Origin of the sequence: Candidatus Fukatsuia endosymbiont of Tuberolachnus salignus, assembly GCF_964030845.1 — a bacterium.
GTDB classification, from domain to species: Bacteria; Pseudomonadota; Gammaproteobacteria; order Enterobacterales; family Enterobacteriaceae; genus Fukatsuia; species Fukatsuia symbiotica.
In genome coordinates this window covers 1,442,436-1,466,975 of sequence record NZ_OZ034983.1, presented here as the reverse complement: position 1 = coordinate 1,466,975, position 24,540 = coordinate 1,442,436, and the positions used below count along the sequence as shown (strand labels likewise).

Sequence of the window (24,540 nt, the reverse complement as noted above, 5' to 3'; positions counted from 1 at the left end):
TACGATTTCGAATAGGCTCTAAAGGAACATCAACGCTATCCAATATAATGTTCCAGAAAGCACGATAGAAATCGGCAAGGTCAAAATCCAGGCTAGTGTAATGTTTTTCACCGTCTTATTTTGTAAGCCACTACCACCGACTAGCATAGTACCTGCAACCGCCGAAGAAAGTACTTGAGTGGTGGAAACCGGCATACCTGTATAACTAGCAATGCCGATGGAAACCGCTGCCGTCATTTGTGCCGAAACACCTTGGGCGTAGGTCATGCCTTTTTTACCGATCTTTTCACCGATAGTTACCGCAACACGTTTCCAGCCGATCATTGTTCCCAACGAAAGCGCCAAAGCGACGGCGACGACGATCCAGGTGGGAGCATATTCCACCGTTTCGAGTAAATCTTTACGCAGATCATGCAAAAAACGCCGATTTTCAGCACTGGTCTCAGGTGATTTAGCGGCGATGGCTGCGGTTTCCGCTGCGCACAGCAGCAAACGACGCATACGACCGCGTTGATCTGCATTCAGTCGATCATAACTTTGCAAATTATTCAATAAGGTAGCTGCATGGTCAAGTGCCAGAATAACCGAGACGCTGTCGCAGTGAAATTGCGTCGTGGTATTCACTGCTGTATTCACTGTGGTTGGAGTCGGAAGAGGAGTCAAGAGCTTGGGTTCGATAGCCGGAGCTAACTCGGTACTATGCTGCCGATAATATTGTTGCAGATTAGTCACCGCATTACGTGTACGTGCAATATCGTAACTGGTGGCGTTCATATCCACGATGAACCCCATCGGTGCAATACCGATTAATACTAGCATAATCAGACCAATCCCTTTCTGACCATCATTAGCACCATGAGAAAAACTAACGCCGATAGCGGAAACGATCAAGGCGATACGTGTCCAAAAAGGTGGCTTACGTTTGCCGTCTTTTTTTTCACGTTCGGTAGGTGTTAAATGAATACGTTGGCGTTTCTTCGTTCCGCTCCAATAACGGCGTAGTAGAAATACCATCAGGCCCGCGATAATCAACCCTACCAAAGGGGATAAAATCAACGACAAAAAGATCTGTATCATCTTGGGAACATTTAATGCGTCGACAATCGATGCACTGGTTATCAAGGCATTAGTTAATCCTACACCAATGATAGAACCAATCAGTGTATGCGAGCTGGAAGCAGGTATACCAAAATACCAAGTACCAAGATTCCAGATAATCGCTGCCAGTAGCATAGAAAAAACCATCGCTAGCCCGTGGGCTGAGCCCACATTGAGTAGCAAATCGGTCGGCAGCAAATGAACAATAGCATAAGCGACACTTAAACCACCCAGCATCACGCCAAGAAAGTTAAATATCCCCGCCATGACAACAGCAACTTGCGAACGTACCGCACGAGTATATATCACTGTTGCAACAGCATTAGCGGTATCATGAAAACCGTTAATGGCTTCATAAAATAGTACAAAAAACAGAGCAAGAACCAACATTAGGCCAGTATGGAAATCAAGACCAGCAAAAAGATGCAGCATATAATGTTACGCCATTTTTGGACATCAACGCATTCCATTATCTGCGACAATGGGGGTTAGGGAAAAGAAAAATATAACCTTTTTTTTCTTTAGCTCGGCTCCTCGTCACTTTATATGGAATATCTATATTTTATATCAACAAGTTACCTTATTTTTATCTCATTGCTATTTTTTAACGTGCTCCAAAAATCAACATCCTTTGCTGCCATTTAATCGATAAAATTTTGCTGCCATACGGTCAATGTCTTTGGCATCTTATTTTTATCCGTAGAAACATTACTCCAATAATTTACCTTTAATTCTCCCAAACGATCAGGTTCAACACAGGCTGCCCATATTTTTCCACCGGGCGTATACATAATAATCGCCGCCTGTTTATTTGCCATCCCCCTCACCCATAATGACAATACTTTCGCACCCATATTATCCAAATCATTACTGTAAACATAAACATTTGCTGTTTTAACGAAACGGCTATAGTAATCACTTACCAATTGCTTGAACAGTTTATCCAAATATTCTTCAGTAAAAATACCAAGAGAAAATAATGTGGCTTCAGACCGCGGATCTTTATCCGCATGAGTATAATGTCCGTCAATAAAAACATCTTTCGGCATCGACAATTGACAGCCCCAATCAGCATTGCTATAAACCTCAATAGAAGCATTTTTCAGCGGGATCAACAGTAACTGACAATCGCTGGTATCGGCGATATGATTAACAATACCTAAGCCTGCTGTTTTCCGGATCTCAGCCCGATAGCTGCCATGATTAATTCCTGCCCAAATATTGCTGTTCATACAAGCTGTCCACTGGCTCACTTCATTAATCTGTATGTTGCCACCACTGCCATTAGTCGCGGTTAAATTCCACCAATTACCTGCCCAGTCAAATTTGTCATCAACATCGGAAAGTAAAGCGATCCCCTGATAATAAGCCCGTTCAATGCAACCATCAGTGGTACAACTATTACGTACTTTCAACCAATCTAAATGTTGCTGGTAAACTTCTTGTGTATTTTTATTAACAAGAACTTTTTGGTAAATATCATAGAGTACATCATTTAACCATCGTAAATTATCATTATTACATATTGTATATTCGACCGGCGTCGATACACTTTGACAAGGCATAGCAAGAGCAGAATATGAAATAAGGCCATAAAATAGCCAACATACTAAATGGAAATAAACAATCTTCATATTTTTATAAGCCTAATGAAAATAGGTCAAAAATTAAGTAGCATTACAATGACAGTGCATTCTACTCCATCTCTTATAATAAACATACCTTCTCAAATAAGGAACGATGATGAATACTAATATCAACAAAGATACTCAGTTATGTATTTCCCTGGCTGGAAATCCAGGAAATTTCGGCACCCGGTTCCATAATTTTCTTTATGAAAAATTAGCGCTTAATTATATCTACAAAGCCTTTACCACCACCGATATCGAGGCTGCCGTAAATGGTATACGCGCTCTAGGTATCCGAGGTTGCGCGGTATCGATGCCATTTAAAGAAAGCTGTATTCCTTTTTTAGATCAATTGGATAATTCAGCCAAAGCGATTGGGTGACGGCGGCATTGCGAGATAGCGGTTTCAGGCGAGGACACATTGTTGCGCGCAATCAATCAACGGGGAAGACCTTGGCACAACATTACAATTATCAATGGCAGCCAGAGGTGGGGGCTCTGACTGCCGAGATGTTGATAAATGCTACCCCTATGGGGATGGCAACCAGTACAACAGCAACATCATTGGCTTTTACCGAGCTGACGATGAAGAATGCACAGACAATCTTTGATATGGTTGCTAACGAAACGCCGTTGCTCAGCTACGCTGGACAACATAATAAGCGTATCATCAGTGGCAGCGAAGTGATCGCTATTCAAGCACGAGAGCAATTTGCACTCTACACTGGTGTACGCCCCAGTGATCTCTTCGTTGATCAAGCTACCGCTCACGCTCAGAAACTGGCATAGGAACCCTGTGGTTCTTTGTCAGGAAAATGATGCATTGAGTTCATTAGACGAGAGACATCTGCCCGTGGTAACCGGGTATTATAGTAAGTAGGAGTAGACGAATCTGACTGTTCCACGAGCATGCCTGAAAAATACTCATTGCTTAAAAGATCTTCACTACCCGGTTGTGGGTCAACTTTTTGCGTTATTAACAGGGGTTGTGGCACGGGCACCCTGTTATCACTGGATGACACAGTAACATTACCTTTTACCTGTGAGCTGGTTTGTACCCAATGTGAAAATCCTCCTCCATGTTGAATTTTATCTGCTTCACTGTCATAAATATCCTGCATCATTTGCTTAAAATAAAGGTGACCATCCAGCGTTTTTCCATCTTCTGTTGCAGCGTAAAGCAAGTTGTCCATAAAGTCTGGGTAATTCTGTTCAAGATAGGCAATGACCGTGATACCTGTTTTATAAGGATCAATCTTTCCTTTGATTATTTTCTCTAAAGAATAATTTTTATATTCATCTTCAACCAGATTTGTAAAATCAGCGATGTTGTCCCCTTCTGTCAGAAGTGTAGTATATTCTGCTAAACCTTTCATGAGAACTTTTCCAATATCTAGCCTAGCCGTCAAGCAAAAGGTTAATGCATGAATAAACTCGTGTTTTATAATATAGTTATAACGCCAGTAATCCCATTCTCCATTAGCATCACACTGGACGTTGCCATAATACAAATACATGTTGCTAATATAATTGTTATCAGATATTTCCGTTAAATCAAAACCAGAAATAGTATCATCATAGGTAAGGTTTAAATAATCTTGATAAATTGCAGAATCTTCAAATAAAAACAGTCTGAAATTAGCAATATTTCCATAGACTTTAAATGGGTTATTGTCCTTTTTTATTCCAAAAACATCATTGAATGTTTTTACCGTATTTTCTAATGCCTTTAGAAGCTCTTTATTATTGAGGATGCCCTCTCTATTTTTATCTTGGGAATTTTCAGAAGATCTATTATGAAATAGATCAATATTAAAATTTAATTCGTTAGTGCCTGTAACAACCGTAGGATCATCACTTGTTCCATCAATTTTTATATTGATTCTTCCTTGAAAATCTAAGATTATTTTCTTCTTAAAGTGATTGCCCGATCGGGTGTCTTCCTGTTTTTTACTAATCCTTTTAATTCATCCTCTGTTGGCGGTGTAATACCATATTCATCATATCTTTTTATAATTTCGTCAATATCAAGATTAGTATGCACCAACTCTTCAGAGATCCCCTCATACAATGTATTGTATTCGGTGTATGTATATTCACTATTACAAAGCTTTTTATAGATAAACTTATAATAAATATCAGAATCAACAATATAATCTTGATGGCTACAATTAGCTATTGACTCTGCCTCTATCTCTATATAGGAAGCCACAATATTCACTTTATTGGAAAGATATTCATGTTGATCATTTCTTATTGTATTCCTTTGATAATCAATATAATTTTTTCTAGTTTCTTTCGGTATTAAAGTCAGTAGCTCATCCATATTAAATACTGGAATATTATTTATTTCACAGTGATTATTTATTTCCAGAATAGTAAAAGATCTTTTCATCATTTCTTCATAAATGTTAAAATACAATAAATTGAACTGTTTAACTGAATAATCGAAATGAGCTGCTTTTTCGCAAATTAATTTATAAAAAGCATGATCATTTGTGATTTTCACCTCGGCAATAGAATCATTGACTACCCTGATTCCGTTAGTTTTTTTTAATAAATTTTGTATAATTCGACTCTTATTTTTATTAGACATATTTCCCTCGTGATTTATTTTTATTTTTCAAGCCTATAATTTACATATTAATATTGAAATTATCATATAAAATATTATAAATTATAATATTTTATACTAATTTATATTTTGTAGAGAAATAGCAGTAGTTCATTCCACGAGAGAAATGATGAACGGGAAAAAATATTACTTGTTTACAGCGGGGTCTGTGCCGCTATTTCTTCATCTAATTGCTTTATTTTTAGTAACATGAGATTACGGCAATGATCAGTTAGTTCACGTACCTGCTCCTTACTGTAACAACGTGTATCAATCGGCGGCATGATTTCAACGATCACCCGCCCATTAGACCAGCGATTTAAATTAATGTTACCATGAGTATTGGAAACACAAATTGGCACAATAGGCACACCGGCAGCAATGGCGGCATGGAAAGCGCCAGTTTTGAAGGGTAGCAGGCCTCGCCCACGACTACGGGTTCCTTCAGGAAACATCAAAATGGAAAGCTTTCTTTTTTTAACTTGATCCACCACTTGAGCTATGGTGCCGTGCGCCCTCGTCCGATTGTCACGATCTATCAGTAAATTACCGGTTAACCAATATATTGGCCCAAATAAGGGGATCCACAGCAAACTTTTTTTGCCGACGGTGACACTACCAAGAGGGGTGACTTTTGCCGTAGTGACCATATCATAGTTATTCTGGTGATTAGCAATGTAGATACAATTGTTACACTGAGCGGCTCCTTGTGGCATACGTTGTTCTACGGTGATACCAAACAGCGTTGACATCCGACCAAATAAGCGCCCAAAACGAGCAACATGCTGAGGATCCCGTGGGCTAAACAAACAATAAAGGGAGCCAAAAACACAAATAAGAAGACAATACAAAATCGCCAGTAGCAGACGTAAAACTAATAACATAACTTCCTCTTAGAACCTGTTCGAAATCTATTGTATTCGCTGATACTTCGTTAAAAATGTGCTCAATATGTTCATTTACTGCCTGAAGTCATTAGTTTACCATTCAGCCTCCCCTCAAAGTAAACAGGTAAATAGCAAGAATTGTTTTTATTGACGAGAACCACGTTAATTCAATATGGAATCGCTTGGCCAAACTGACGCTAAACCGATTGGCTGCTCAGTTATTGAATAGACTACGTTGTGAAATCTACCAGGTTGCTCGACTCATATCTCACACCTCGCTATAATGGCGCGTTTTATTTTTCCAAAATAGTTTCGGGAGACTTCTGATATCTGGGACACTCGGTTTTGTCATGTGGTTGTCTCAGTTCTTAGAAAACGCTGACAATGTTAGCTTATATTGTTGTTTTTATGTAGGATTCTGTAGTTGACCGAACACTGTAATATTTTTGAGGTAAGCAAGATGCAAGTTTCTGTTGAAACCACTCAAGGACTTGGGCGGCGCATGACCATTACGATTATTGCTGGTGATATTGAAAAAGCAGTACAAAGCGAGCTGGCTAATAGGGCTAAGACTGTTCGTATCGATGGTTTCCGTAAAGGAAAGGTACCAATGAATATTGTCGAACGGCATTTCGGTTTTTCTGTTTCTCAGGATGTACTCAGTAAGCTGATGTCTCGCCATTTTGTTGAGGCGTTTGATCAAGAAAACATCAACCCTATTGGTTCACCGACTTATTTTCCAGGTGAATACAAAAAGGGACAAGATTTTACTTATTCAGTAGAATTTGAAGTCTGTCCGGTTATTGAGCTGAAAGGTCTAGAAAACATTACAATAGAACAACCGATTGTTACCATCAGTAATGCAGATGTTGATAATATGTTAGAAACTTTGCGTAAACAACAAGCACGTTGGCAAGAAACAAAAGCGGCTGTACAGGCGGAAGATCAGGTCACACTTGACTTTACCGGTTCTATTGACGGCACAGAGTTTGAGGGGGGACATGCATCTGGTTTCCTATTAGTGATCGGTGAAAATGACATGATCCCAGGCTTTGCTGAAAGTATCATCGGTCGTAAAGTCGACGAAAAATTTACCATAAAAGTGAATTTCCCTGAAGATTATCATGTTGAAAATCTGAAAGGTAAATTAGCTGAATTTGCTATCGACTTGAAAAAAGTTGAAAGACGGCAATTGCCAGAGTTGACGGAACAATTCATTAAAGATTTCGGCGTAGCTGATGGTTCTTTGACTGGTTTACATGCTGAAGTCCGTAAAAATATGGAACGTGAGCTGAGAAGCACGATACGTAGCCGTGTTAAGGCTAAAGTTATCGAGGAATTGGCTAAGGCAAATAAGATTGAAGTTCCAAAAACTTTGATTGCCAGCGAGGTTGATTCTCTTATCGAGCAATTCGTACAATTTGGCGGTGATGCCAAGCAAGTGACATCAGAACAACGCAAACAGTTTGAAGACAAAGCTAAAAATAGAGTTGTTACCGGTTTACTGTTCGCTGAAGTGATCCAAAAAAATGAGCTGAAAGCCGATGAAGATCGTGTCAAGGAATTGATTAAAGAAATGGCATCTGCCTATGAAGATCCACAACAAGTCGTTAGCTTTTATAGCAATCAGAAAGAATTTATAAACAATATGCGTAATGTGGTTCTGGAAGAAAAAGTAGTAGAGACGATCCTGGCTACAGCCAAAGTAAGCGAAAAGGTAACCACCTTCAGTCAACTGATGAATCCGTCTGCTGTTGTATAATATTTTTTAATGTATTTGACTAATTAATATTTAGTGTAAATGAATACTCAACCCATCAAGCCCGTCGCCATTGGTTCCGGGTTTTTTTGTTTGTCTCGTTAACCATTGGTCATTGCTGATTATCTCAAGTAGAATCGATGATTAGTGGTGTTAAAACTCTATTAGGAGACGATAATGTCGTACAACAGAAAGCAAAATCAATTTGTACCGAACATGGCTCTTGTGCCAATGGTTGTAGAGCAGACTTCGCGTGGGGAACGTGCTTATGATATTTATTCGCGTTTATTGAAAGAACGCGTTATTTTTCTGACCGGTCAAGTTGAAGATCACATGGCCAATCTGATTGTAGCTCAGATGTTATTCTTGGAAGCCGAAAATCCAGAAAAGGATATTTTTCTGTATATCAACTCACCAGGCGGCGTAATTACGGCGGGGATGTCTATTTATGACACCATGCAGTTTATCAAACCTGATGTCAGTACCATGTGTATCGGGCAAGCGTGCTCAATGGGCGCTTTCCTGTTGACCGCTGGAGCAAAAGGCAAACGTTATTGTTTACCCAATTCTCGTGTGATGATTCACCAACCGTTGGGTGGTTATCAAGGTCAAGCCAGCGATATAGAAATTCATGCTCAAGAAATTTTAAAAGTAAAAACACGCATGAATGAACTTATGGCGAAACACACAGGTAAAACACTTAAAACAATAGAAAAAGATACAGAACGTGACCACTTTTTGTCTGCTGAAGAATCAGTAAAATACGGTTTAATAGACAGTGTATTAGATCATCGAGCTTTACCTGACACTAGTAGAACCAATAGTGTCAAAAAAAGTAAAAAATAATCTTCTTCGGCTGTTACAAGGTATGATCCGCTACGTATGTGTTGTGTATTATGGCACCCTGACCAACGATTTATTTCGGCGATCCGATATACTGCAGTAAAAATGTTGTGGTACAAGTACTTTCCAGTACAAATCGCGGGTTATTTGAGCGGTATCAGCAGGATTAGCCGTCATGCTTTGTGATAATGCAATATTAAATGATAATTTGAACGATTACTTTGCTGCGGTGTTTATTCTGCGGTGGTAGGGACTAAAAAAAAGAAGAGGTTTATTGATGACAGAGAAGCGCAAAAGGGGGTCGGGAAAGCTGCTATGTTGCTCTTTCTGTGGCAAGAATCAAGATGAAGTACTTAAGTTGATTGCTGGGCCAGCGGTATATATTTGCAACGAATGTGTCGATCTATGTAACGACATCATTCGCCAGGAAATCAGAGAAATTGCTCCGCCACACAAAGAACGAAGCGCGTTGCCGACACCACGGGAGATTCGCCATCATCTTGATGACTATGTTATCGGACAGGACCCGGCGAAAAAAGCATTGGCTGTTGCGGTGTACAACCATTACAAACGCCTGCGTAACGGTGATACTGGCAACGGCATTGAGCTAGGTAAAAGCAATATTTTGTTGATCGGTCCTACTGGTAGCGGCAAAACCCTGTTAGCAGAAACCTTGGCGCGTTTTTTGGATGTGCCCTTTACTATGGCAGACGCGACCACCCTGACTGAAGCTGGTTACGTAGGGGAAGATGTAGAAAATATTATACAAAAACTGTTGCAAAAATGCGATTACGATGTACAAAAAGCACAGCGGGGTATTGTCTATATTGATGAAATTGACAAAATTTCACGTAAATCAGACAACCCATCAATAACCCGTGATGTTTCCGGGGAAGGTGTGCAGCAAGCACTGTTGAAACTGATCGAAGGCACTGTTGCGGCAGTACCCCCACAGGGGGGGCGTAAACATCCACAACAGGAGTTCTTACAGGTTGACACCTCAAAAATTCTTTTCATCTGCGGTGGAGCTTTTGCCGGATTAGATAAAGTTATCGGTCAACGTCTGAATACCGGTACCGGTATTGGTTTTGGCGCTACGGTGAAAAATGCATCTGAGAAGGCAAGTGAAGGTGAATTATTAAAACAGGCCGAACCAGAAGATTTGATTAAATTTGGTTTAATTCCTGAGTTTATAGGGCGTTTGCCCGTGGTAGCAACACTCAGTGAATTAAGTGAAGATGCATTGATTCAGATTTTAAAAGAGCCGAAAAATGCGTTGACAAAACAATATCAAGCGCTGTTCAACCTGGAAGGTGTCGAGCTTGAGTTCAGTGAAGATGCATTGATAGCGATTGCCAAAAAAGCAATGGCACGTAAAACAGGCGCACGTGGTTTGCGTTCTATTGTTGAAGCGGCATTACTGGATACTATGTACGATCTACCATCAATGGAAATAGTGGATAAAGTAGTAGTGGATGAATCAGCTATCATTGGTCAATCTTCTCCGTTGTTGATTTACCGTAATACTGAAGCTCAAGCGATGGGTGAGTAATTAATCCAAAGAGTTAATGTAAAACGGGGGATCTCATCCTCCGTTTCTTTTTCCTCACGTCGTTATTGTTGAATCTCATGTTTTCGTCCCAATATACTCAGAAATCTATGTAGTGAAATTCGTGACGACCCGTGTTTCATGAGATTTCTTATAAATCAGGCAATAAGCTAAGAGAGAGTTCTATGAACCCTGAGCGTTCTGAACGCATAAAAATCCCTGTATTGCCATTGCGTGATATGGTGGTTTACCCCCATATGGTGATCCCACTGTTTGTGGGTCGAGAAAAATCGATTCGCTGCCTAGAAGCTGCGATGGATCGTGATAAAAAAATCATGTTAGTTGCACAAAAAGAAGCTTCAACGGACGAACCCTGCATCAAGGATCTATTTTCTGTTGGTACCGTAGCTTCTATTTTACAAATGCTGAAATTGCCCGATGGCACGGTAAAAGTACTGGTAGAAGGATTACAGCGAGCGAATATTACGACACTTTCAGATAGCGGTGAGCATTTTGCAGCATTTGCTGAATATCTGAAACCGGCATTGATGGATGAGCGCGAACAAGAGGTTTTGATGCGCACAGCCATTAATCAATTTGAAGGTTACATAAAACTTAATAAAAAAATTCCTCCTGAAGTTTTAATCTCTTTAAACAGTATCGAAGATGCAGCGCGCCTTGCTGATACTATTGCTGCTCATATGCCATTGAAGTTAACTGACAAGCAGGCTGTACTTGAGATGTTTTCAGTGACTGAGCGTCTTGAATATTTACTGGCAATGATGGAATCAGAAATCGATCTGTTACAGGTTGAAAGACGCATCCGTAGCCGTGTAAAAAAACAGATGGAAAAAAGCCAGCGTGAATACTATCTCAATGAACAAATGAAGGCGATTCAGAAAGAATTAGGAGAGATGGATGATGCTCCTGATGAACAGGAGATGCTAAAACGTAAAATTGAAGCGGCAAAAATGCCACAAGATGCACGTGAAAAAACCGAAACTGAGTTGCAAAAGCTGAGAATGATGTCACCGATGTCGGCAGAAGCAACAGTCGTACGCGGTTACATTGATTGGATGTTGCAAGTACCCTGGAATAGTCGCAGTAAGGTTAAAAAGGATTTGGTTAAAGCAGAACAAGTGTTGGACACCGATCATTATGGTTTGGAGCGAGTTAAAGAACGCATTTTGGAATATCTCGCCGTACAAAGCCGTGTCAATAAGATAAAAGGTCCCATTCTCTGTTTGGTCGGCCCGCCGGGAGTGGGCAAAACCTCTCTCGGTCAATCTATCGCCCAAGCGACTGGCCGTAAATATGTGCGTATGGCACTAGGGGGCGTGCGTGATGAAGCTGAAATACGTGGCCATCGCAGGACTTATATTGGTTCCATGCCCGGTAAACTGATTCAGAAAATGGCTAAAGTAAAGGTGAAAAACCCGCTTTTTCTATTGGATGAAATCGATAAAATGGCTGCTGATATGCGTGGTGATCCAGCTTCGGCGTTATTAGAGGTGCTTGATCCAGAACAAAATGTGGCGTTTAACGACCACTATCTTGAAGTCGATTACGATCTGTCTGATGTAATGTTTGTGGCAACCTCTAATTCAATGAATATTCCTGCGCCACTGTTGGATCGTATGGAAGTGATCCGCCTTTCTGGTTATACCGAAGATGAAAAACTCAATATTGCCAAACAGCATCTACTGCCAAAACAATTTGAACGCAATGCGGTTAAAAAAGCTGAATTGACGATCGAAGACAGTGCCATTATCAACATTATCCGTTTTTACACCCGAGAAGCAGGCGTGCGTGGTCTGGAACGTGAAATCTCCAAACTGTGCCGCAAAGCGGTGAAAAAGCTGTTGATGGAAAAACCTCTCAAACAGATTGAAATCAACGGGGATAATCTGAAAGATTTCCTCGGTGTGCAAAAAGTTGACTATGGCAGAGCGGATACAGAAAATCGAATCGGACAAGTGACCGGACTCGCCTGGACAGAAATGGGAGGCGATTTACTCACTATCGAAACAGCCAGCGTTCCAGGGAAGGGTAAACTCAGTTACACCGGTTCACTGGGTGAAGTGATGCAAGAATCCATTCAAGCGGCATTAACGGTGGTACGCGCCCGTGCTGACAAACTGGGTATCGCCGCTGATTTTCACGAAAAACGCGATATTCATGTACATGTTCCAGAAGGGGCGACCCCAAAGGATGGCCCAAGTGCTGGTATCGCGATGTGTACAGCGTTGGTTTCTTGCCTGACTGGTAATCCAGTACGTGCGGATGTTGCGATGACGGGTGAGATCACATTACGAGGTCAGGTATTGCCTATCGGTGGTTTAAAAGAAAAATTACTGGCAGCGCACCGTGGTGGCATCAAAACAGTATTGATTCCGGATGAAAACAAACGTGACCTGGAGGAAATTCCCAATAATGTGATCGCTGACCTCAGTATCCATCCAGTGAAAGCTATCGACGATGTTTTAACTTTAGCATTGCAAAATCCTCCTTTTGGTGCACAGCCTATCCCCTTAAAAGAGTGATGGTGCGCGATAAATATTGATAGCGCTAATGCTGGTAAGTCAAATAGACTTACCAGCTACTATACACAGCGGAGTATTGTCACCTTATGATGGAAAAGCTACGTGCGGCTACTAACAATGTCGCCCTCAAGATCATTATTGCCTTAATTATCCTCTCCTTTATCCTAACCGGTGTCAGCGGCTACCTAATAGACGAGACTGACAATTATGCCGCTAAAGTTAATGGCAAAAAAATTAGCCGTGCACAGTTAGAGGAGGTATTTCAAGGTGAACGTTCTCGTTTACAACAGCAATTAGGCGAACAATTCTCCACCCTAGCGGGTAACGAAGGTTACATGCAGCAGTTACGCCAGCAAGCACTTGAACAGTTAATCAACAATACATTACTCGATCAATATACTGAAAAGCTTGGTTTAACGGTCAGTGACGAACAAGTAAAAGCATCGATTCGCCAGATTCCTTATTTTCAGACGAATAATAAATTTGATAATGCTAAATACCTTAACCTGATTACTAGCATGGGATATACAGCCGAACACTTTGCCCGGCTACAGCGTCAACAGGTAATCATGAAACAATTGCTACAAGCGGTGGGTGACAGTGAATTTATTTTGCCTCAAGAAGCTGAAGCCACATCTAAACTGATTTTACAACAACGTGGTGTTCGTCTCGCAACGTTCGATATCAATAAATTACAGACTCGACAGAAAGTAACCGAAGCAGAACTGCAGACTTATTACGATCAGAATGAAAATAATTTTATCGCGCCGGAAGAAATAAAAATTAGCTTCATTGAGATAGATGCAGCGGCGATACAAGACAAAATTATAGTTAATGAAAAGGATATTCAAACTTATTACGATCGACATAAAGATAACTACAAGCAGCCGGAACGTAAAAACTTCAGTGTGATTCAGTTTAAAACCGAAAAAGAGGCAGAATCTACTTTGTCTGAACTGAAAAACGGTGCTGATTTTGCAACACTGGCCAAACAGAGATCAACCGATATTATCTCGCGCAAAAAAGGGGGTGCCTTGGGTTGGTTACAACCTGAAACCACCGTTGACGAGTTAAAACAAGCGAATTTAACCGAAAAAGGGCAACTTTCAGGTGTCATAAAATCTTCGGTGGGATATTTGTTGGTACGTTTAAACGATATTCAGACAGAGCAGATCAAACCATTAAGTGAAATACAAATTGAACTGGCTAAGCAAGTGAGACAGGAAAAAGCGCTAGACGCTTATTACGCGTTACAACAAAAAGTGAGTGCAGCGGCCACCAACGATAACGATTCATTGGCGTCTGCTGAAAAAGCGGCAGGATCGAAAGCCCAACAGACTGGCTGGTTCACGCGTGCAACTGTTCCTGCCGAACTAAACTTTAAACCCTTAATACAAACAATGTTCGATGATACTTTAATCGGAACAAAGGAAAGAGCCGGTGGTAATTCTGACGTCATTACTGTCGAAGGGGATAAAGCTTTTGTTATTCGTGTAGCGGGGCATAAAGCTGAAAAAATAGAACCTTTCAAGCAGGTTCATAACGAAATAACCGCATTAGTTAAACGTCAAAAAGCACAGCAATTCGCTCAAGCTGAGGGTGAAAAAATTCTGGCGGCGTTAAAACAAGACAAAGGTGCCGCCGCGATGAAAACCGTAGATCTGAGTTTTACTGAGAAAAAAACTCTGTCCCGTTCCGCAGATGATGAGCTACTGACGAAAGCCATCTTCAGGTTAGCACCGCCACAAAAAAATAAGCCGGTATATGGTTTATCTCAGGATCGTCAAGGCAACGTGGTATTGATCGAATTACTGAATGTCATTCCAGGTAAATTATCTCAGGACGAGATGAAAACCTTTATCAGCCAGATGCAGCAGGGTGCCAGCGGAATAACTTTTGCGACATTAATGGCGAATCTGCATCAACAAGCGACCATAAAAATAGGTGCGACCGAGCGACAATCACAGTAAGTATCACATTACCTCTGCAAAACCATGTAACCAAGTAAGGCCGCTTTAGCGGCCTCTCTCATATTTGTTCGCTGCTAATTGCGGGGAAAAACAGGCTGCGGCACAGTAAGCATGTTGTCAAACACATGGAGGATACAACAACATGAAGAACATTCGTACACGACTACTATTAACATGGTTACTGGGGATTTTGGGTTCAACTTCCGGTGTTGTTGCTGCACCGGTTAGTACCGGTATTTCAGATAAAAATATGGCAACGCCCGCTAATTCGCTACCAAAAGAGCAAAATAGAGTCAAAGGAAATCCTGGTGCCAAGATGGAGGACACTTCATTAGAACGTATTAATATCAATATCGCTACAGCAGAACAATTAGCCAAATCTCTTAATGGCATTGGTATCAAAAAGGCTGAAGCGATAGTCAGATACCGTGAGCAATACGGTGCTTTCACCGAGCTAGATCAATTACGGGAAGTTTCAGGTATAGGACCCGTATTCCTACAACAAAATAGCGCTAAACTAACATTGTAAGAGGGATGTGACACTTATCCCATGCCCCCAAAACGGGGTGGGGCGCGGGAATAAGTAAAAGTACACAAAAGCAACTGCGCTTTTCCGCTCATTCTTTTCTCATCTGAATCGTTTATGACGATTTCGAGATTTCGAATGGGCTCTTAAAACAAGCAAGATATCAAGACAGTCCGGTTTTTTCTTTAGGGAAGCCATGACTTTCTCTCGATCAGCAAGATAACGGTTTAAACCTCGGGAACGTAAATGACAAGCAGCACAGGTACCGCAGCCATCGCTTTTAGTGCCATTGTAGCAGGTCAAGGTAGAATTACGGACAGTATCCAGTTGCTGATAATAATCCGCTAAAGCCCAAGTTTTAGCTTTATCTAGCCACATCAAGGGGGTGATAAAAGAAATATCTCTATTAATGCCTAGCTTGATGGCACCATTGAGGGATTTAACAAACTCATCACGACAATCAGGATAACCGGAAAAATCTGTTTGACAGACACCGGAGATAACGGCATTTGCCTGTACCTGATAAGCATAAATAGCTGCCAATGTAAGAGACAAAATATTTCTTCCAGGAACAAAAGTGCTGGGAAGGCTCGGCTTACCTCCTTCACTATTTTCTTCGCCATCTTTTTCATTGAGCCTATTGTGGATCGGTGTAGAGATACTGTCTTGCATCAGGCTACTCGTGGTCAACTCGTTAAGTAATGTGGTATCTAAGATTTTATGACCTTGCACCTCGAATTGTCGTGCTAGCTTTTTCGCAACTTAAATTTCCTCACGATGGCATTGTCCATAATCAAATGTGATGCAATAGATTTCGTCATATTTTTTTTCTCTTTTAGCCTGGGTCAAACAGGTGGTGGAGTCTTGACCACCACTAAAAACGACAACGGCCCGTTTCATAACACTACCTTCCTGTAGAGAGAGATTCGATATCGAAAACACCGAACTGATGTGGAGATCAATGAGTAGGTTATGTTACCCATTGTCATTCATTTCCTCAAATGAAAGGTTTTCTGTATTTTTTTAGGAGGGCTAAAAACAATTCGTTATAGATATGCGATTTAATTTTGATTGTCTAACGGATACATTGATGAGTAAATGTACGAAGTGTCTTATATTTGAATGCTAATCAAAATTAAATCGCTCAGCTATACATAGCTGGACATGTAAGGTAGAAAATCGTGCTTCATATCCCCTTTCTAAAAGCTAAATTTTTCAGGCACACCTGATAAGTTTCAGCTGTGAGGTTTCGAATAGCACAATAATAAGGTACCCATTTGTTTTCTTTGGTAATAGGTTGTAAATCTTTTCTAAGCATATAGAATTTTTGATAACTGTCAGCTAATTCGCCACTTGGCTTAATTTTATCCATAGCTTTCATCAAATTACAAGAACGGCAAGCCAGTTTATAATTTTTATTCGAATCATAGGCCAGTTTCCATTCTGGCCTTATACTGTCCAAGGGATAATAATAGGTTGAATAACCTTGAAGTTCTAAAGTGTTACGAGAGTAGCGATACAGTTTGAATCCTGGATTATTGCTAAATAATGGGCTGACAGCGGGTGTGCCAGTTAGAAAGATATTTTTAGTTCTTCCGTTAAATTTAATTATTTCAAAAAAATCCGTGTGTAAATGACCCGAAAAAATAGCGATAATTTCATTAGAGTAATATTCAAGTTGAGATAAAAATTGTTGTGTGTTCTGTGGATCCCAAAGACTCACAACGTCACTCTGTATCACACTTTGATACGCATCAATTCCAACCGGAATATGTAACGCAATGATTGCCTTTTGATTTTTTTTATGCACAGAAGATAATTCATTATGCAACCAATTTAATTCTTCTTTAGCTTCAATATCCAGACCTTTTCCTAAGGTAGAAAAAAATTAGTATTAAGCACAATTAAACGCAGTTTTTTTTGTTTAGACAATTCGAGAGAATAGTACCCCCCTTTACTAAAATCATTTTCCATTTTAATACGATTTTTTTCATCTTTTATCGATTGACTCCAAATTTTAGCTATATTTTTGTAAAATACCGCTTCAGAAGTATAATGATCGGAATAGGTATCGTTGTTCCCTACTACAGTATAAACATCGATAGATGAAAGCCTATTTTTTAATTCATTGGTAATAAATTGCATTGTCTTGTTAACAAAATTTTGTATTCCTATTGAAGAAGTATCTCCTGTATATTTTATATAATTTTTATTATAGTCATGTGCTAAAACATCACCTAACAATAATACAAATTGCGCATGGGTATCATCAGCACGTTTCTTCAAAGTACCTAACACAGAGTGAAATAAAAAATAATTTGTATCTTTATTATAAATTTGTTTACTTTGTTCATACCGCTCAAGAATTTCTTTCCATTGCGATGTTGGCGCTGCTTGAAGTTTATCAATAATAAGGCAGGTATCGTTTTTAATATCACAGTTATAGAATGGATTAAAATGGAGGTCGGAAATAGTGATGAACGTAACTGTTTTTTCTGGATAAACTTTATCAGTGCATCCGGTTACTATTAGAAAAGAACAGATAAAAGCAACTTTTCTTAAATGGAAAAAATTTATTATTCCCATTGATGTTCCTTTTTTAGGTTGAACTACATTATAGGTTGACACGAGTTTTATACCGAGCACTGATTCAGATAACATCAACTCTGGTATAAGCTTATAACGATATCAAGTCAAATATAAAATTTAAACTTGTACTAACATATAGTGAATGTAAAGAATATGCTTCTGTCGCTCCGTAGTCATTACCTACTGTGTGGTGCGGGATACTCGCAATGCTCATGGACAGCAAGTCCGCTCCGTTTGCTGTGAACCTACGCTTTGATTTTACGCCTCTCACTATATCTGTGCGCTTTAATGTTAGTCAAAGATGTTGAGCTACTACAGCTTAAAACGGCAAGGCACACCGCCCTCATTTCACGAAATCAGAAACTTATCAGCTAGGCTGCATAGTGAAGCCAGAGGTAAGGAGTTTGCGCAAAAATTACTGGGACATAAATCCACTTGCCATGACGGAAAAATACCGTGATAGCAGAGGGAGCGAGTGGGACGAAATCTGACTCATTTTTATAATTTTTGGGTTATCGAGTAAGACGTTAAAGTACAAGATAATCTAATGCATTTTGACCTAATTTCGATCGATTGTGACTTTTATTTTTTAATTTATTAATTTTTATCATAAATAAAATACTGCCACTATGATAAATAGGTCATGTATTCAATAGGTTGTTCAAGTATCAAAAACAGTATTCCCTCTCAATGAATGTCATAATAACCTTATCGTGCATTTTTTCGGATTTTGAGTAACCTATCATTTTACGATTCAATCGTTTAAGTCGTATTCTCAGTGTTAAATTTTTTCTTTCTGTCCTTTGCGTATAAAGCGTGCCAACGATGTGATTTGCGGAAGGTAAAATCGAATAAGCAGTAAAATCATCTGTACAGAAGAAGTCCATCTGAAAAAGGGCTAATAGGTCAAGGAGCCTCTGAAGCGTTGGGAGTTTGACCGCAGTAGCGGTAACGAACCTCTATTTTTTCCATCATCAATTACCCCGCTAGAAATAGAGATTTAACATGGCTTCAACCTATTGAATACATGACCATAAAATAAGGGCACATTATAGCGAAGATGTCATTCTCGTTATAACCTAATAATTAAAGTCATAGAATATAAAAAAATTAGGGAAATAAATCCGTTAAATATCAGCCAAAATATGCTTAATCAACTTTGGTCCATGAAAGATGAGCCCTGAATAAATTTGAATCAAAGTGGCACCGGCTGCTATTTTTTCTCGAGCGGCAATCAGTGAGTCGATACCGCCAACGCCAATAATAGGCAGCCGACCTTGTAACTCTTGCGATAAACGCCGGATGATAGTGGTACTAGAGAGCTGTAATGGGCGACCGCTCAAGCCGCCGCTCTGTTCACAATAGGGTAATCCTTGAATTAAAGAACGATCCAAGGTGGTATTAGTGGCAATTACCCCATCAATTTTATGTCTGATTAACGTGTCGGCTATTTGAATTAATTCTTCTTCCGTCAGATCAGGGGCAATTTTTACCGCGATGGGTACATATTTACCATATTGTTGATGTAGTTCAGTTTGTTTATTCTTAATTGCCGCTAATAAATCATCCAGTGCATCCCCATACTGTAATGAACGTAATTCAGGGGTATTGGGCGATGAAATATTAATCGCAATATAACCAGCATAAGGATAGATTTTATCCATACATATCAAATAATCGTCTTTACCTTGTTCAACCGGAGTATCTTTATTTTTACCAATATTTATGCCAAGAATGCCGCTAAAATGCGCTTTCTTAACATTGTTGATCAGATTATCGACCCCCTTGTTATTAAACCCCATGCGATTGATGATCCCTTCCGCTGTGCTGACCCGAAATAAACGTGGTTTGTCATTACCCGGTTGTGCTCGTGGCGTTACTGTTCCAATCTCAATAAATCCAAACCCCATAGCGGCTAAAATATTAATGCATTCACCATTTTTATCTAACCCAGCAGCTAAACCCAATGGATTTTTAAATGACAGTCCCATACAATTGACCGCTTTTGTCGGCACCGATTGACGTAACAAGAATGCTAAAGGCGTTCCTGTCATTCGTTGTAGGCCTCTCAACGTCAATTCGTGCACACGTTCAGCATCAAGTTGAAATAAAATTTTTCTGACCAGTGAATAGTACATCGTGTTCTTATACTCCTAAGAACCTGTTTGAAATCTCTTGTGCTCGCCGTATTTTGGTCAAGTAATTCGTCAAAAATGCGCTCAACATGCGCATTTTCTTTTTTGTTGTTACAAAGAGTAAATTACGCTTTTTCGCCCATTTTTTCCTCTTCTGAACACCGCAAAAAAGATTTGGAACGGCTCTAAGCAAACGGTTTGTTAAAAGTTAGTGCCAACCACCATTGCGAATAATACCTACTGCTAGGCCTTCTATGGTTAAATGTTGCTGTTTAAGATCAACAATGATGGGTTTAAACTCATTGTTTTCCGGTAAAAGATGCACAATATCATTTTGCTTTTGTAAGCGTTTTACCGTGACTTCATCTTCAATACGCGCTACTACTATTTGACCATTATGTACATCTTTTGTTTTGTGTACGGCAAGAAGATCACCATCGAAAATACCAATGCCTTTCATTGACATGCCACTTACTCGTAAAAGAAAATCGGCATGGGGTTTAAACAACGAGGGATCCACCTTATGGCGCCCTTCTTCGTTTTGCTGTGCTAATAGCGGTTCTCCAGCGGCTACTTGACCAATGACGGGTAGCCCTTCTTCTTCCTTCTCTATTAATATACGGATGCCGCGTGAGGTACCGGATAGGATTTCAATCACTCCCTTACGGGCTAAGGCTCTCAGATGTTCTTCCGCAGCGTTAGCTGAACGAAATCCCAGATGCTTGGCGATTTCGGCACGTGTCGGTGGCATGCCAGTTTGTGCCCGACAATGACAGACTAAATCATAAACTTCTTGTTGTCTGGGTGTTAGTCTTTTCATACTTTTACCTGTTTTTCTATACAGTTTCATGTAAGTATATACAGTCAACACCGTTTTGGGAACCCCAAATTACGTAAAATAATGAGTGTTTTATTCTAGAGAATTAGCGCATGGTAACGAATTCTTCAGCGGAAGTCGGGTGAATAGCCACTGTATTGTCAAAGTCTTTCTTGGTCGCCCCCATCTTTACGGCTACGGCAAACCCTTGCAGGATTTCATCCATACCGAAACCGATACCATGGATGCCAACTATCTTTTCATCGCTGCCGCTGCAGACCAGTTTCATGTGACAAGGCTGACGGTGCTGAGTGACCGCACTGTACATCGCAGTGAAAGAAGAATGATAAACTTTAACTTGATCGGCGCCAAATTTTTCTCGGGCTTGTGGTTCAGTCAGGCCGATGGTTCCTATGGGGGGGTGGCTGAAAACCACCGTGGGAATATTATTGTAATCGAGATATTCATTCAGCTTATTATTGAACAAACGTTCAGAGAGACGACGACCGGCAGCAACCGCAACCGGCGTTAGTTCCACTGCACCCGTGTTATCACCGACTGCGTAAATGCCTTTAACACTGGTATTTTGGAACTTATCAACCTCTATATAACCTTTATCATTTATTTTCACACCACAAGCATCGAGGTTGAGCTTATCGGTGGCTGGCTTGCGCCCAATTGCCCAAATGACATGGTCAACGGTAAGTGATTTTCCATTTTCTAGTTGTAGCTCCAGGCTGCCATTCGCGTTTTTAATCACTGCTTGCGGTACTGCTTCGGTATGTAATTTTATCTTTCTTTCTTCCCCTCCCTGTTTCATGGTGTTTACCAGGTTTTCCACGATTAAAGGATCGAAGTGGCGTAAAGGCGCATGTTTACGTACCAATAAATCGGTTTCGACACCCAATGCATTTAGCACACCGGCAATTTCTACCGCAATATAGCCAGCACCGACCACCGCTACACGTTTTGGTGTTTCATGTAAATCAAAAAAACCGTCAGAATCGATGCCGTATTCAACACCAGGAATGTCAGGATGATCGGGGTACCCTCCAGTAGCGATGAGAACATGATCGGCGCTGATTTTCTCACCATTCACTTCAACAGTATGCACATCGATAAACCTGGCGAAACCAGTGATAACATCAACGTCATTATGACTTAAAACACGTTTATATGATTGATGAATTCGGTTGATATAAGCATTGCGACTTTCAATCAATTTTGGCCAATCGAAGGTACTTAGTTCGATGTTGAAACCATAATCAGCACCGTATACGTGAATGGCTTCAGCGATCTGTGCTGCGTGCCACATGATTTTTTTCGGAACACAACCGACATTCACACAAGTGCCACCCAGCTTTTTATCTTCAATCAATGCACACTTTTTACCATAGCTGGCTGCCCGATTAATTGAAGCAATACCGCCGCTGCCACCACCAATTGCTAGATAATCATAATGTTTATTCATCGTGTCGTTTCCATGAAGTTGTAAAATGGTTCAAGATCTATTGTATTGTGTATTCACGACGTTCTCGAATAGGCTCTAACTAATTAGCAATGAAACGTTTTGTTTCCGTTAACACTTGCAGTAACAGTGCGAGTGGAGGTTTATGATCTTTTATTTCGTTACCCTGCTGGTCATAGGTGCGATAATTACCGTCATCATGTAACAATATGGTTTGCGTCGGGGTGGTGATCACTAACATACCGTCATCACCCGTTGTCACCCAATTATTCTTGCGTTTAATAGCAAACAAATCTTCACCTTGAGAATAATCCTGTGGCGGGGTGTTAACATGTAGTAAATGTTGCATCAGGGTCACCATAATATCCTCATGATTGGTCAGCTTATCGATCTTTTGAGCCGATCTATCTGGCCAGTGGATAATAAGCGGCACCTGAAGCTGCTCACGATTAAATTTACTCCCCGCTCCCCAGGTACCATCACCGCTGTCATTGAATTCAATACCATGAGCAGCGGTGATGATCACAACTGTTTTATCCCACTGATAATTTTTCTTTAGTGTTGCAATGATGGTCATGATGTTCCGATCAGTATTTTGGGCACTTGCCTGATAGTGGTGGATAAAATCAGTCGACAAAGGGAGTCCCTTCTCTGCTGTTTTGTTCTGATCTTCTGTCGCGCCATTGAAATTAATGTATGAGAACCATTTTCTGTCGGTACTGCGATTGATTAACCATTGCTGCCACTGTGTGGTTGTTACGCTGTCATTCTGTTGTATCGGCGTAGGTAACGAAAAATCACTCAATAATGCCTGCCGGTACAAAGATGACTTGAAACCATCAGAAGAAAACAGGCCGAATTGGTAGCCCCGTGTGTCTAATGCGTTAATCAAGGCGGAAGGTTTACGTGCGGCAAGAATGCCACCGAGATAAGTCGGCGATATACCGTAAAACAGACCAAATAAACCGGTATTTTGTCGATTACCTGAGCTGTAATGGCGAGTAAATTGCAGATTAGCATCAGCAAATTGAGTCAGTATCGGCATATCTGACGCGAGATTACTGCTACGAATGCCATCGATGAGGATCAGCAGTAAATTGTAGCCATTATCTTCACCATCCATGTTTTTGCCGCTAAAACTGATCTTATTGAGGGGATATTCAACAGCCAAAGCATCAGGGCTGCCTTGTTCAATCAGACGACGCTGATACTCTTGCTTATCTAGCATACCGTGCTTTTCTAAAAAATTACGGGCAGTCATTGGATGAGATAGCGGTAAATTTGCCCGTTGCATAGTTATTGGTCGATAAAAGTTGGCGTCAGCCCAACTATACATAAGATGTGATGCAAAAAATGCCCCGGTAAATAGTGCTACCAGTGGCTTAACAACGGGTTTACGATTCAGGCTACGTAGTCTCTGCCAGCACCAGGTACCAAAGAACATCTCAATCAGAAAAATGATCGGTACACAAAAAAAGATGAATAGCTTATCACGGGTAAGCTCGTCTTGCTCTGGATCAGCAATTAATTCCCATATCACCGAATTAAGATGCAAATGGAAACGAGTGAAAACTTCACTGTCGATCAGTAACAGTGTTAGCCCCACAGTGGCGAGTACCACGGAAATAAAGCGCAGTACGCGTTGTGACATCACCAGGAAAGTCAGAGGAAAGATTATCAATACATAAGCGACAAAAACAATGAAACTAAAATGCCCAAGCCAACTGGTCAAGGCATAAATTCTGCCCGGCAGGGAAGCCGGCCAATTAGAAACGAACAGGTATCGACTGCCTATCGCCAGGCTGAAAAGGATATTAAATAAGGCAAACCAATGCCCCCAACTGATCATCCCGGACACATTTTCGCGGTAGCGCTGACGATTTGTCACCATATTGAGGTTGTATTAACTGATAAATTAATGAGTTTCATCATCACATATTGAGGCAGCAAATGCCATTACGCAAGCATAGTGTTGGATAAAATTGTATTTTTACCCGTTGACAAAACCACACATACTACCTGATAAAAATACGATTTTACAGCATTAGCGACTTATTGAGCACAGTTATCGCTTTTAGTTGCAGCCAGGATCCATAGGTGTTTGAATAGGCAGT

At 40.4% G+C, this 24,540-nt stretch carries 17 protein-coding genes and 3 pseudogenes; 7 read left to right on the top strand and 13 right to left on the bottom strand.

Features of this window, described 5'->3' with window-relative positions; genetic code table 11:
• Nucleotides 1–18: 18 nt before the first annotated feature.
• A complete protein-coding gene (pitA, locus tag AAHH42_RS07295; protein WP_072549735.1) occupies nucleotides 19–1,530 on the bottom strand; it encodes an inorganic phosphate transporter PitA in 1,512 nt (503 codons plus the stop codon).
• A 209-nt stretch (nucleotides 1,531–1,739) separates the two neighbouring features.
• On the bottom strand, nucleotides 1,740–2,732 hold the full coding sequence (locus AAHH42_RS07290; RefSeq protein ID WP_072549734.1) for a lysozyme inhibitor LprI family protein: 993 nt from the start codon (nucleotides 2,730–2,732) through the stop codon (nucleotides 1,740–1,742).
• A 109-nt stretch (nucleotides 2,733–2,841) separates the two neighbouring features.
• Here AAHH42_RS07290 and AAHH42_RS07285 point away from each other — a divergent pair.
• Nucleotides 2,842–3,515: pseudogene (locus tag AAHH42_RS07285) on the top strand (shikimate 5-dehydrogenase).
• Here AAHH42_RS07285 and AAHH42_RS07280 read toward each other — a convergent pair.
• The 3 genes from AAHH42_RS07280 to AAHH42_RS07270 all read right to left on the bottom strand — a co-directional run bounded on the left by AAHH42_RS07280 (nucleotide 3,500) and on the right by AAHH42_RS07270 (nucleotide 6,224).
• The gene (locus tag AAHH42_RS07280; RefSeq protein ID WP_342221970.1) at nucleotides 3,500–4,102 is read right to left on the bottom strand and encodes a hypothetical protein; all 603 of its coding nucleotides are present in this window, start codon (nucleotides 4,100–4,102) and stop codon (nucleotides 3,500–3,502) included. The pseudogene AAHH42_RS07285 and the gene AAHH42_RS07280 overlap by 16 nt on opposite strands.
• 527 nt (nucleotides 4,103–4,629) lie before the next feature.
• Complete coding sequence (locus AAHH42_RS07275; protein WP_342221969.1) at nucleotides 4,630–5,322, bottom strand: hypothetical protein; 693 nt, start codon at nucleotides 5,320–5,322, stop codon at nucleotides 4,630–4,632.
• A 173-nt stretch (nucleotides 5,323–5,495) separates the two neighbouring features.
• The gene (locus AAHH42_RS07270; RefSeq protein ID WP_072549731.1) at nucleotides 5,496–6,224 is read right to left on the bottom strand and encodes a 1-acylglycerol-3-phosphate O-acyltransferase; all 729 of its coding nucleotides are present in this window, start codon (nucleotides 6,222–6,224) and stop codon (nucleotides 5,496–5,498) included.
• A 463-nt stretch (nucleotides 6,225–6,687) separates the two neighbouring features.
• On the opposite strand from AAHH42_RS07270, the gene tig reads away from it, so the two are divergent.
• The 6 genes from tig to AAHH42_RS07240 all read left to right on the top strand — a co-directional run bounded on the left by tig (nucleotide 6,688) and on the right by AAHH42_RS07240 (nucleotide 15,420).
• Nucleotides 6,688–7,989 (top strand): trigger factor, encoded by a 1,302-nt coding sequence (tig, locus tag AAHH42_RS07265; protein ID WP_342221968.1) that lies wholly within the window; start codon nucleotides 6,688–6,690, stop codon nucleotides 7,987–7,989.
• A gap of 174 nt (nucleotides 7,990–8,163) precedes the next feature.
• Nucleotides 8,164–8,832, top strand: a complete 669-nt coding sequence (gene clpP, locus AAHH42_RS07260) for an ATP-dependent Clp endopeptidase proteolytic subunit ClpP (protein WP_342221967.1) — start codon at nucleotides 8,164–8,166, stop codon at nucleotides 8,830–8,832.
• 274 nt (nucleotides 8,833–9,106) lie between these two features.
• Complete coding sequence (clpX, locus tag AAHH42_RS07255) at nucleotides 9,107–10,381, top strand: ATP-dependent protease ATP-binding subunit ClpX (RefSeq protein ID WP_342221966.1); 1,275 nt, start codon at nucleotides 9,107–9,109, stop codon at nucleotides 10,379–10,381.
• A gap of 182 nt (nucleotides 10,382–10,563) precedes the next feature.
• The gene (gene lon, locus AAHH42_RS07250; RefSeq protein ID WP_342221965.1) at nucleotides 10,564–12,921 is read left to right on the top strand and encodes an endopeptidase La; all 2,358 of its coding nucleotides are present in this window, start codon (nucleotides 10,564–10,566) and stop codon (nucleotides 12,919–12,921) included.
• Between the two features lie 86 nt (nucleotides 12,922–13,007).
• Nucleotides 13,008–14,891, top strand: coding sequence for a peptidylprolyl isomerase (gene ppiD / locus AAHH42_RS07245; protein WP_342221964.1), 1,884 nt, complete (start codon nucleotides 13,008–13,010; stop codon nucleotides 14,889–14,891).
• A 142-nt stretch (nucleotides 14,892–15,033) separates the two neighbouring features.
• Complete coding sequence (locus AAHH42_RS07240; RefSeq protein ID WP_072549726.1) at nucleotides 15,034–15,420, top strand: ComEA family DNA-binding protein; 387 nt, start codon at nucleotides 15,034–15,036, stop codon at nucleotides 15,418–15,420.
• A 99-nt stretch (nucleotides 15,421–15,519) separates the two neighbouring features.
• Here the strand turns inward: AAHH42_RS07240 and queC are convergent.
• The 8 genes and pseudogenes from queC to yejM form a co-directional block, all read right to left on the bottom strand.
• Nucleotides 15,520–16,317, bottom strand: a pseudogene (gene queC, locus AAHH42_RS07235) (7-cyano-7-deazaguanine synthase QueC).
• Nucleotides 16,318–16,603: 286 nt separating this feature from the next.
• Nucleotides 16,604–17,248 (bottom strand): hypothetical protein, encoded by a 645-nt coding sequence (locus AAHH42_RS07230; RefSeq protein ID WP_342221963.1) that lies wholly within the window; start codon nucleotides 17,246–17,248, stop codon nucleotides 16,604–16,606.
• A gap of 41 nt (nucleotides 17,249–17,289) precedes the next feature.
• On the bottom strand, nucleotides 17,290–18,003 hold the full coding sequence (locus tag AAHH42_RS07225; protein ID WP_342221962.1) for a hypothetical protein: 714 nt from the start codon (nucleotides 18,001–18,003) through the stop codon (nucleotides 17,290–17,292).
• A 671-nt stretch (nucleotides 18,004–18,674) separates the two neighbouring features.
• Nucleotides 18,675–18,929 (bottom strand): annotated as a pseudogene (locus tag AAHH42_RS07220) (IS1 family transposase); the annotation flags it as partial.
• 204 nt (nucleotides 18,930–19,133) lie between these two features.
• Nucleotides 19,134–20,144, bottom strand: a complete 1,011-nt coding sequence (pyrD, locus tag AAHH42_RS07215; RefSeq protein ID WP_072549723.1) for a quinone-dependent dihydroorotate dehydrogenase — start codon at nucleotides 20,142–20,144, stop codon at nucleotides 19,134–19,136.
• 205 nt (nucleotides 20,145–20,349) lie between these two features.
• A complete protein-coding gene (gene lexA, locus AAHH42_RS07210) occupies nucleotides 20,350–20,961 on the bottom strand; it encodes a transcriptional repressor LexA (protein WP_072549722.1) in 612 nt (203 codons plus the stop codon).
• A gap of 103 nt (nucleotides 20,962–21,064) precedes the next feature.
• Nucleotides 21,065–22,429 carry a glutathione-disulfide reductase gene (gene gorA, locus AAHH42_RS07205; protein ID WP_342221961.1) on the bottom strand — a complete coding sequence of 455 codons (1,365 nt, stop codon included), beginning with the start codon at nucleotides 22,427–22,429 and terminating at the stop codon, nucleotides 21,065–21,067.
• A gap of 79 nt (nucleotides 22,430–22,508) precedes the next feature.
• Nucleotides 22,509–24,317 carry an LPS biosynthesis-modulating metalloenzyme YejM gene (gene yejM, locus AAHH42_RS07200; protein WP_072549720.1) on the bottom strand — a complete coding sequence of 603 codons (1,809 nt, stop codon included), beginning with the start codon at nucleotides 24,315–24,317 and terminating at the stop codon, nucleotides 22,509–22,511.
• Nucleotides 24,318–24,540 lie beyond the last annotated feature (223 nt).

Bases quoted from the DNA above. Each gene is read 5' to 3' on its own strand.
- pitA (WP_072549735.1), bottom strand. From the start codon at position 1,530: ATGCTGCATCTTTTTGCTGGTCTTGATTTCCATACTGGCCTAATGTTG.
- AAHH42_RS07290 (WP_072549734.1), bottom strand. From the start codon at position 2,732: ATGAAGATTGTTTATTTCCATTTAGTATGTTGGCTATTTTATGGCCTT.
- AAHH42_RS07280 (WP_342221970.1), bottom strand. From the start codon at position 4,102: ATGAAAGGTTTAGCAGAATATACTACACTTCTGACAGAAGGGGACAAC.
- AAHH42_RS07275 (WP_342221969.1), bottom strand. From the start codon at position 5,322: ATGTCTAATAAAAATAAGAGTCGAATTATACAAAATTTATTAAAAAAA.
- AAHH42_RS07270 (WP_072549731.1), bottom strand. From the start codon at position 6,224: ATGTTATTAGTTTTACGTCTGCTACTGGCGATTTTGTATTGTCTTCTT.
- tig (WP_342221968.1), top strand. From the start codon at position 6,688: ATGCAAGTTTCTGTTGAAACCACTCAAGGACTTGGGCGGCGCATGACC.
- clpP (WP_342221967.1), top strand. From the start codon at position 8,164: ATGTCGTACAACAGAAAGCAAAATCAATTTGTACCGAACATGGCTCTT.
- clpX (WP_342221966.1), top strand. From the start codon at position 9,107: ATGACAGAGAAGCGCAAAAGGGGGTCGGGAAAGCTGCTATGTTGCTCT.
- lon (WP_342221965.1), top strand. From the start codon at position 10,564: ATGAACCCTGAGCGTTCTGAACGCATAAAAATCCCTGTATTGCCATTG.
- ppiD (WP_342221964.1), top strand. From the start codon at position 13,008: ATGATGGAAAAGCTACGTGCGGCTACTAACAATGTCGCCCTCAAGATC.
- AAHH42_RS07240 (WP_072549726.1), top strand. From the start codon at position 15,034: ATGAAGAACATTCGTACACGACTACTATTAACATGGTTACTGGGGATT.
- AAHH42_RS07225 (WP_342221962.1), bottom strand. From the start codon at position 18,003: ATGGGAATAATAAATTTTTTCCATTTAAGAAAAGTTGCTTTTATCTGT.
- pyrD (WP_072549723.1), bottom strand. From the start codon at position 20,144: ATGTACTATTCACTGGTCAGAAAAATTTTATTTCAACTTGATGCTGAA.
- lexA (WP_072549722.1), bottom strand. From the start codon at position 20,961: ATGAAAAGACTAACACCCAGACAACAAGAAGTTTATGATTTAGTCTGT.
- gorA (WP_342221961.1), bottom strand. From the start codon at position 22,429: ATGAATAAACATTATGATTATCTAGCAATTGGTGGTGGCAGCGGCGGT.
- yejM (WP_072549720.1), bottom strand. From the start codon at position 24,317: ATGGTGACAAATCGTCAGCGCTACCGCGAAAATGTGTCCGGGATGATC.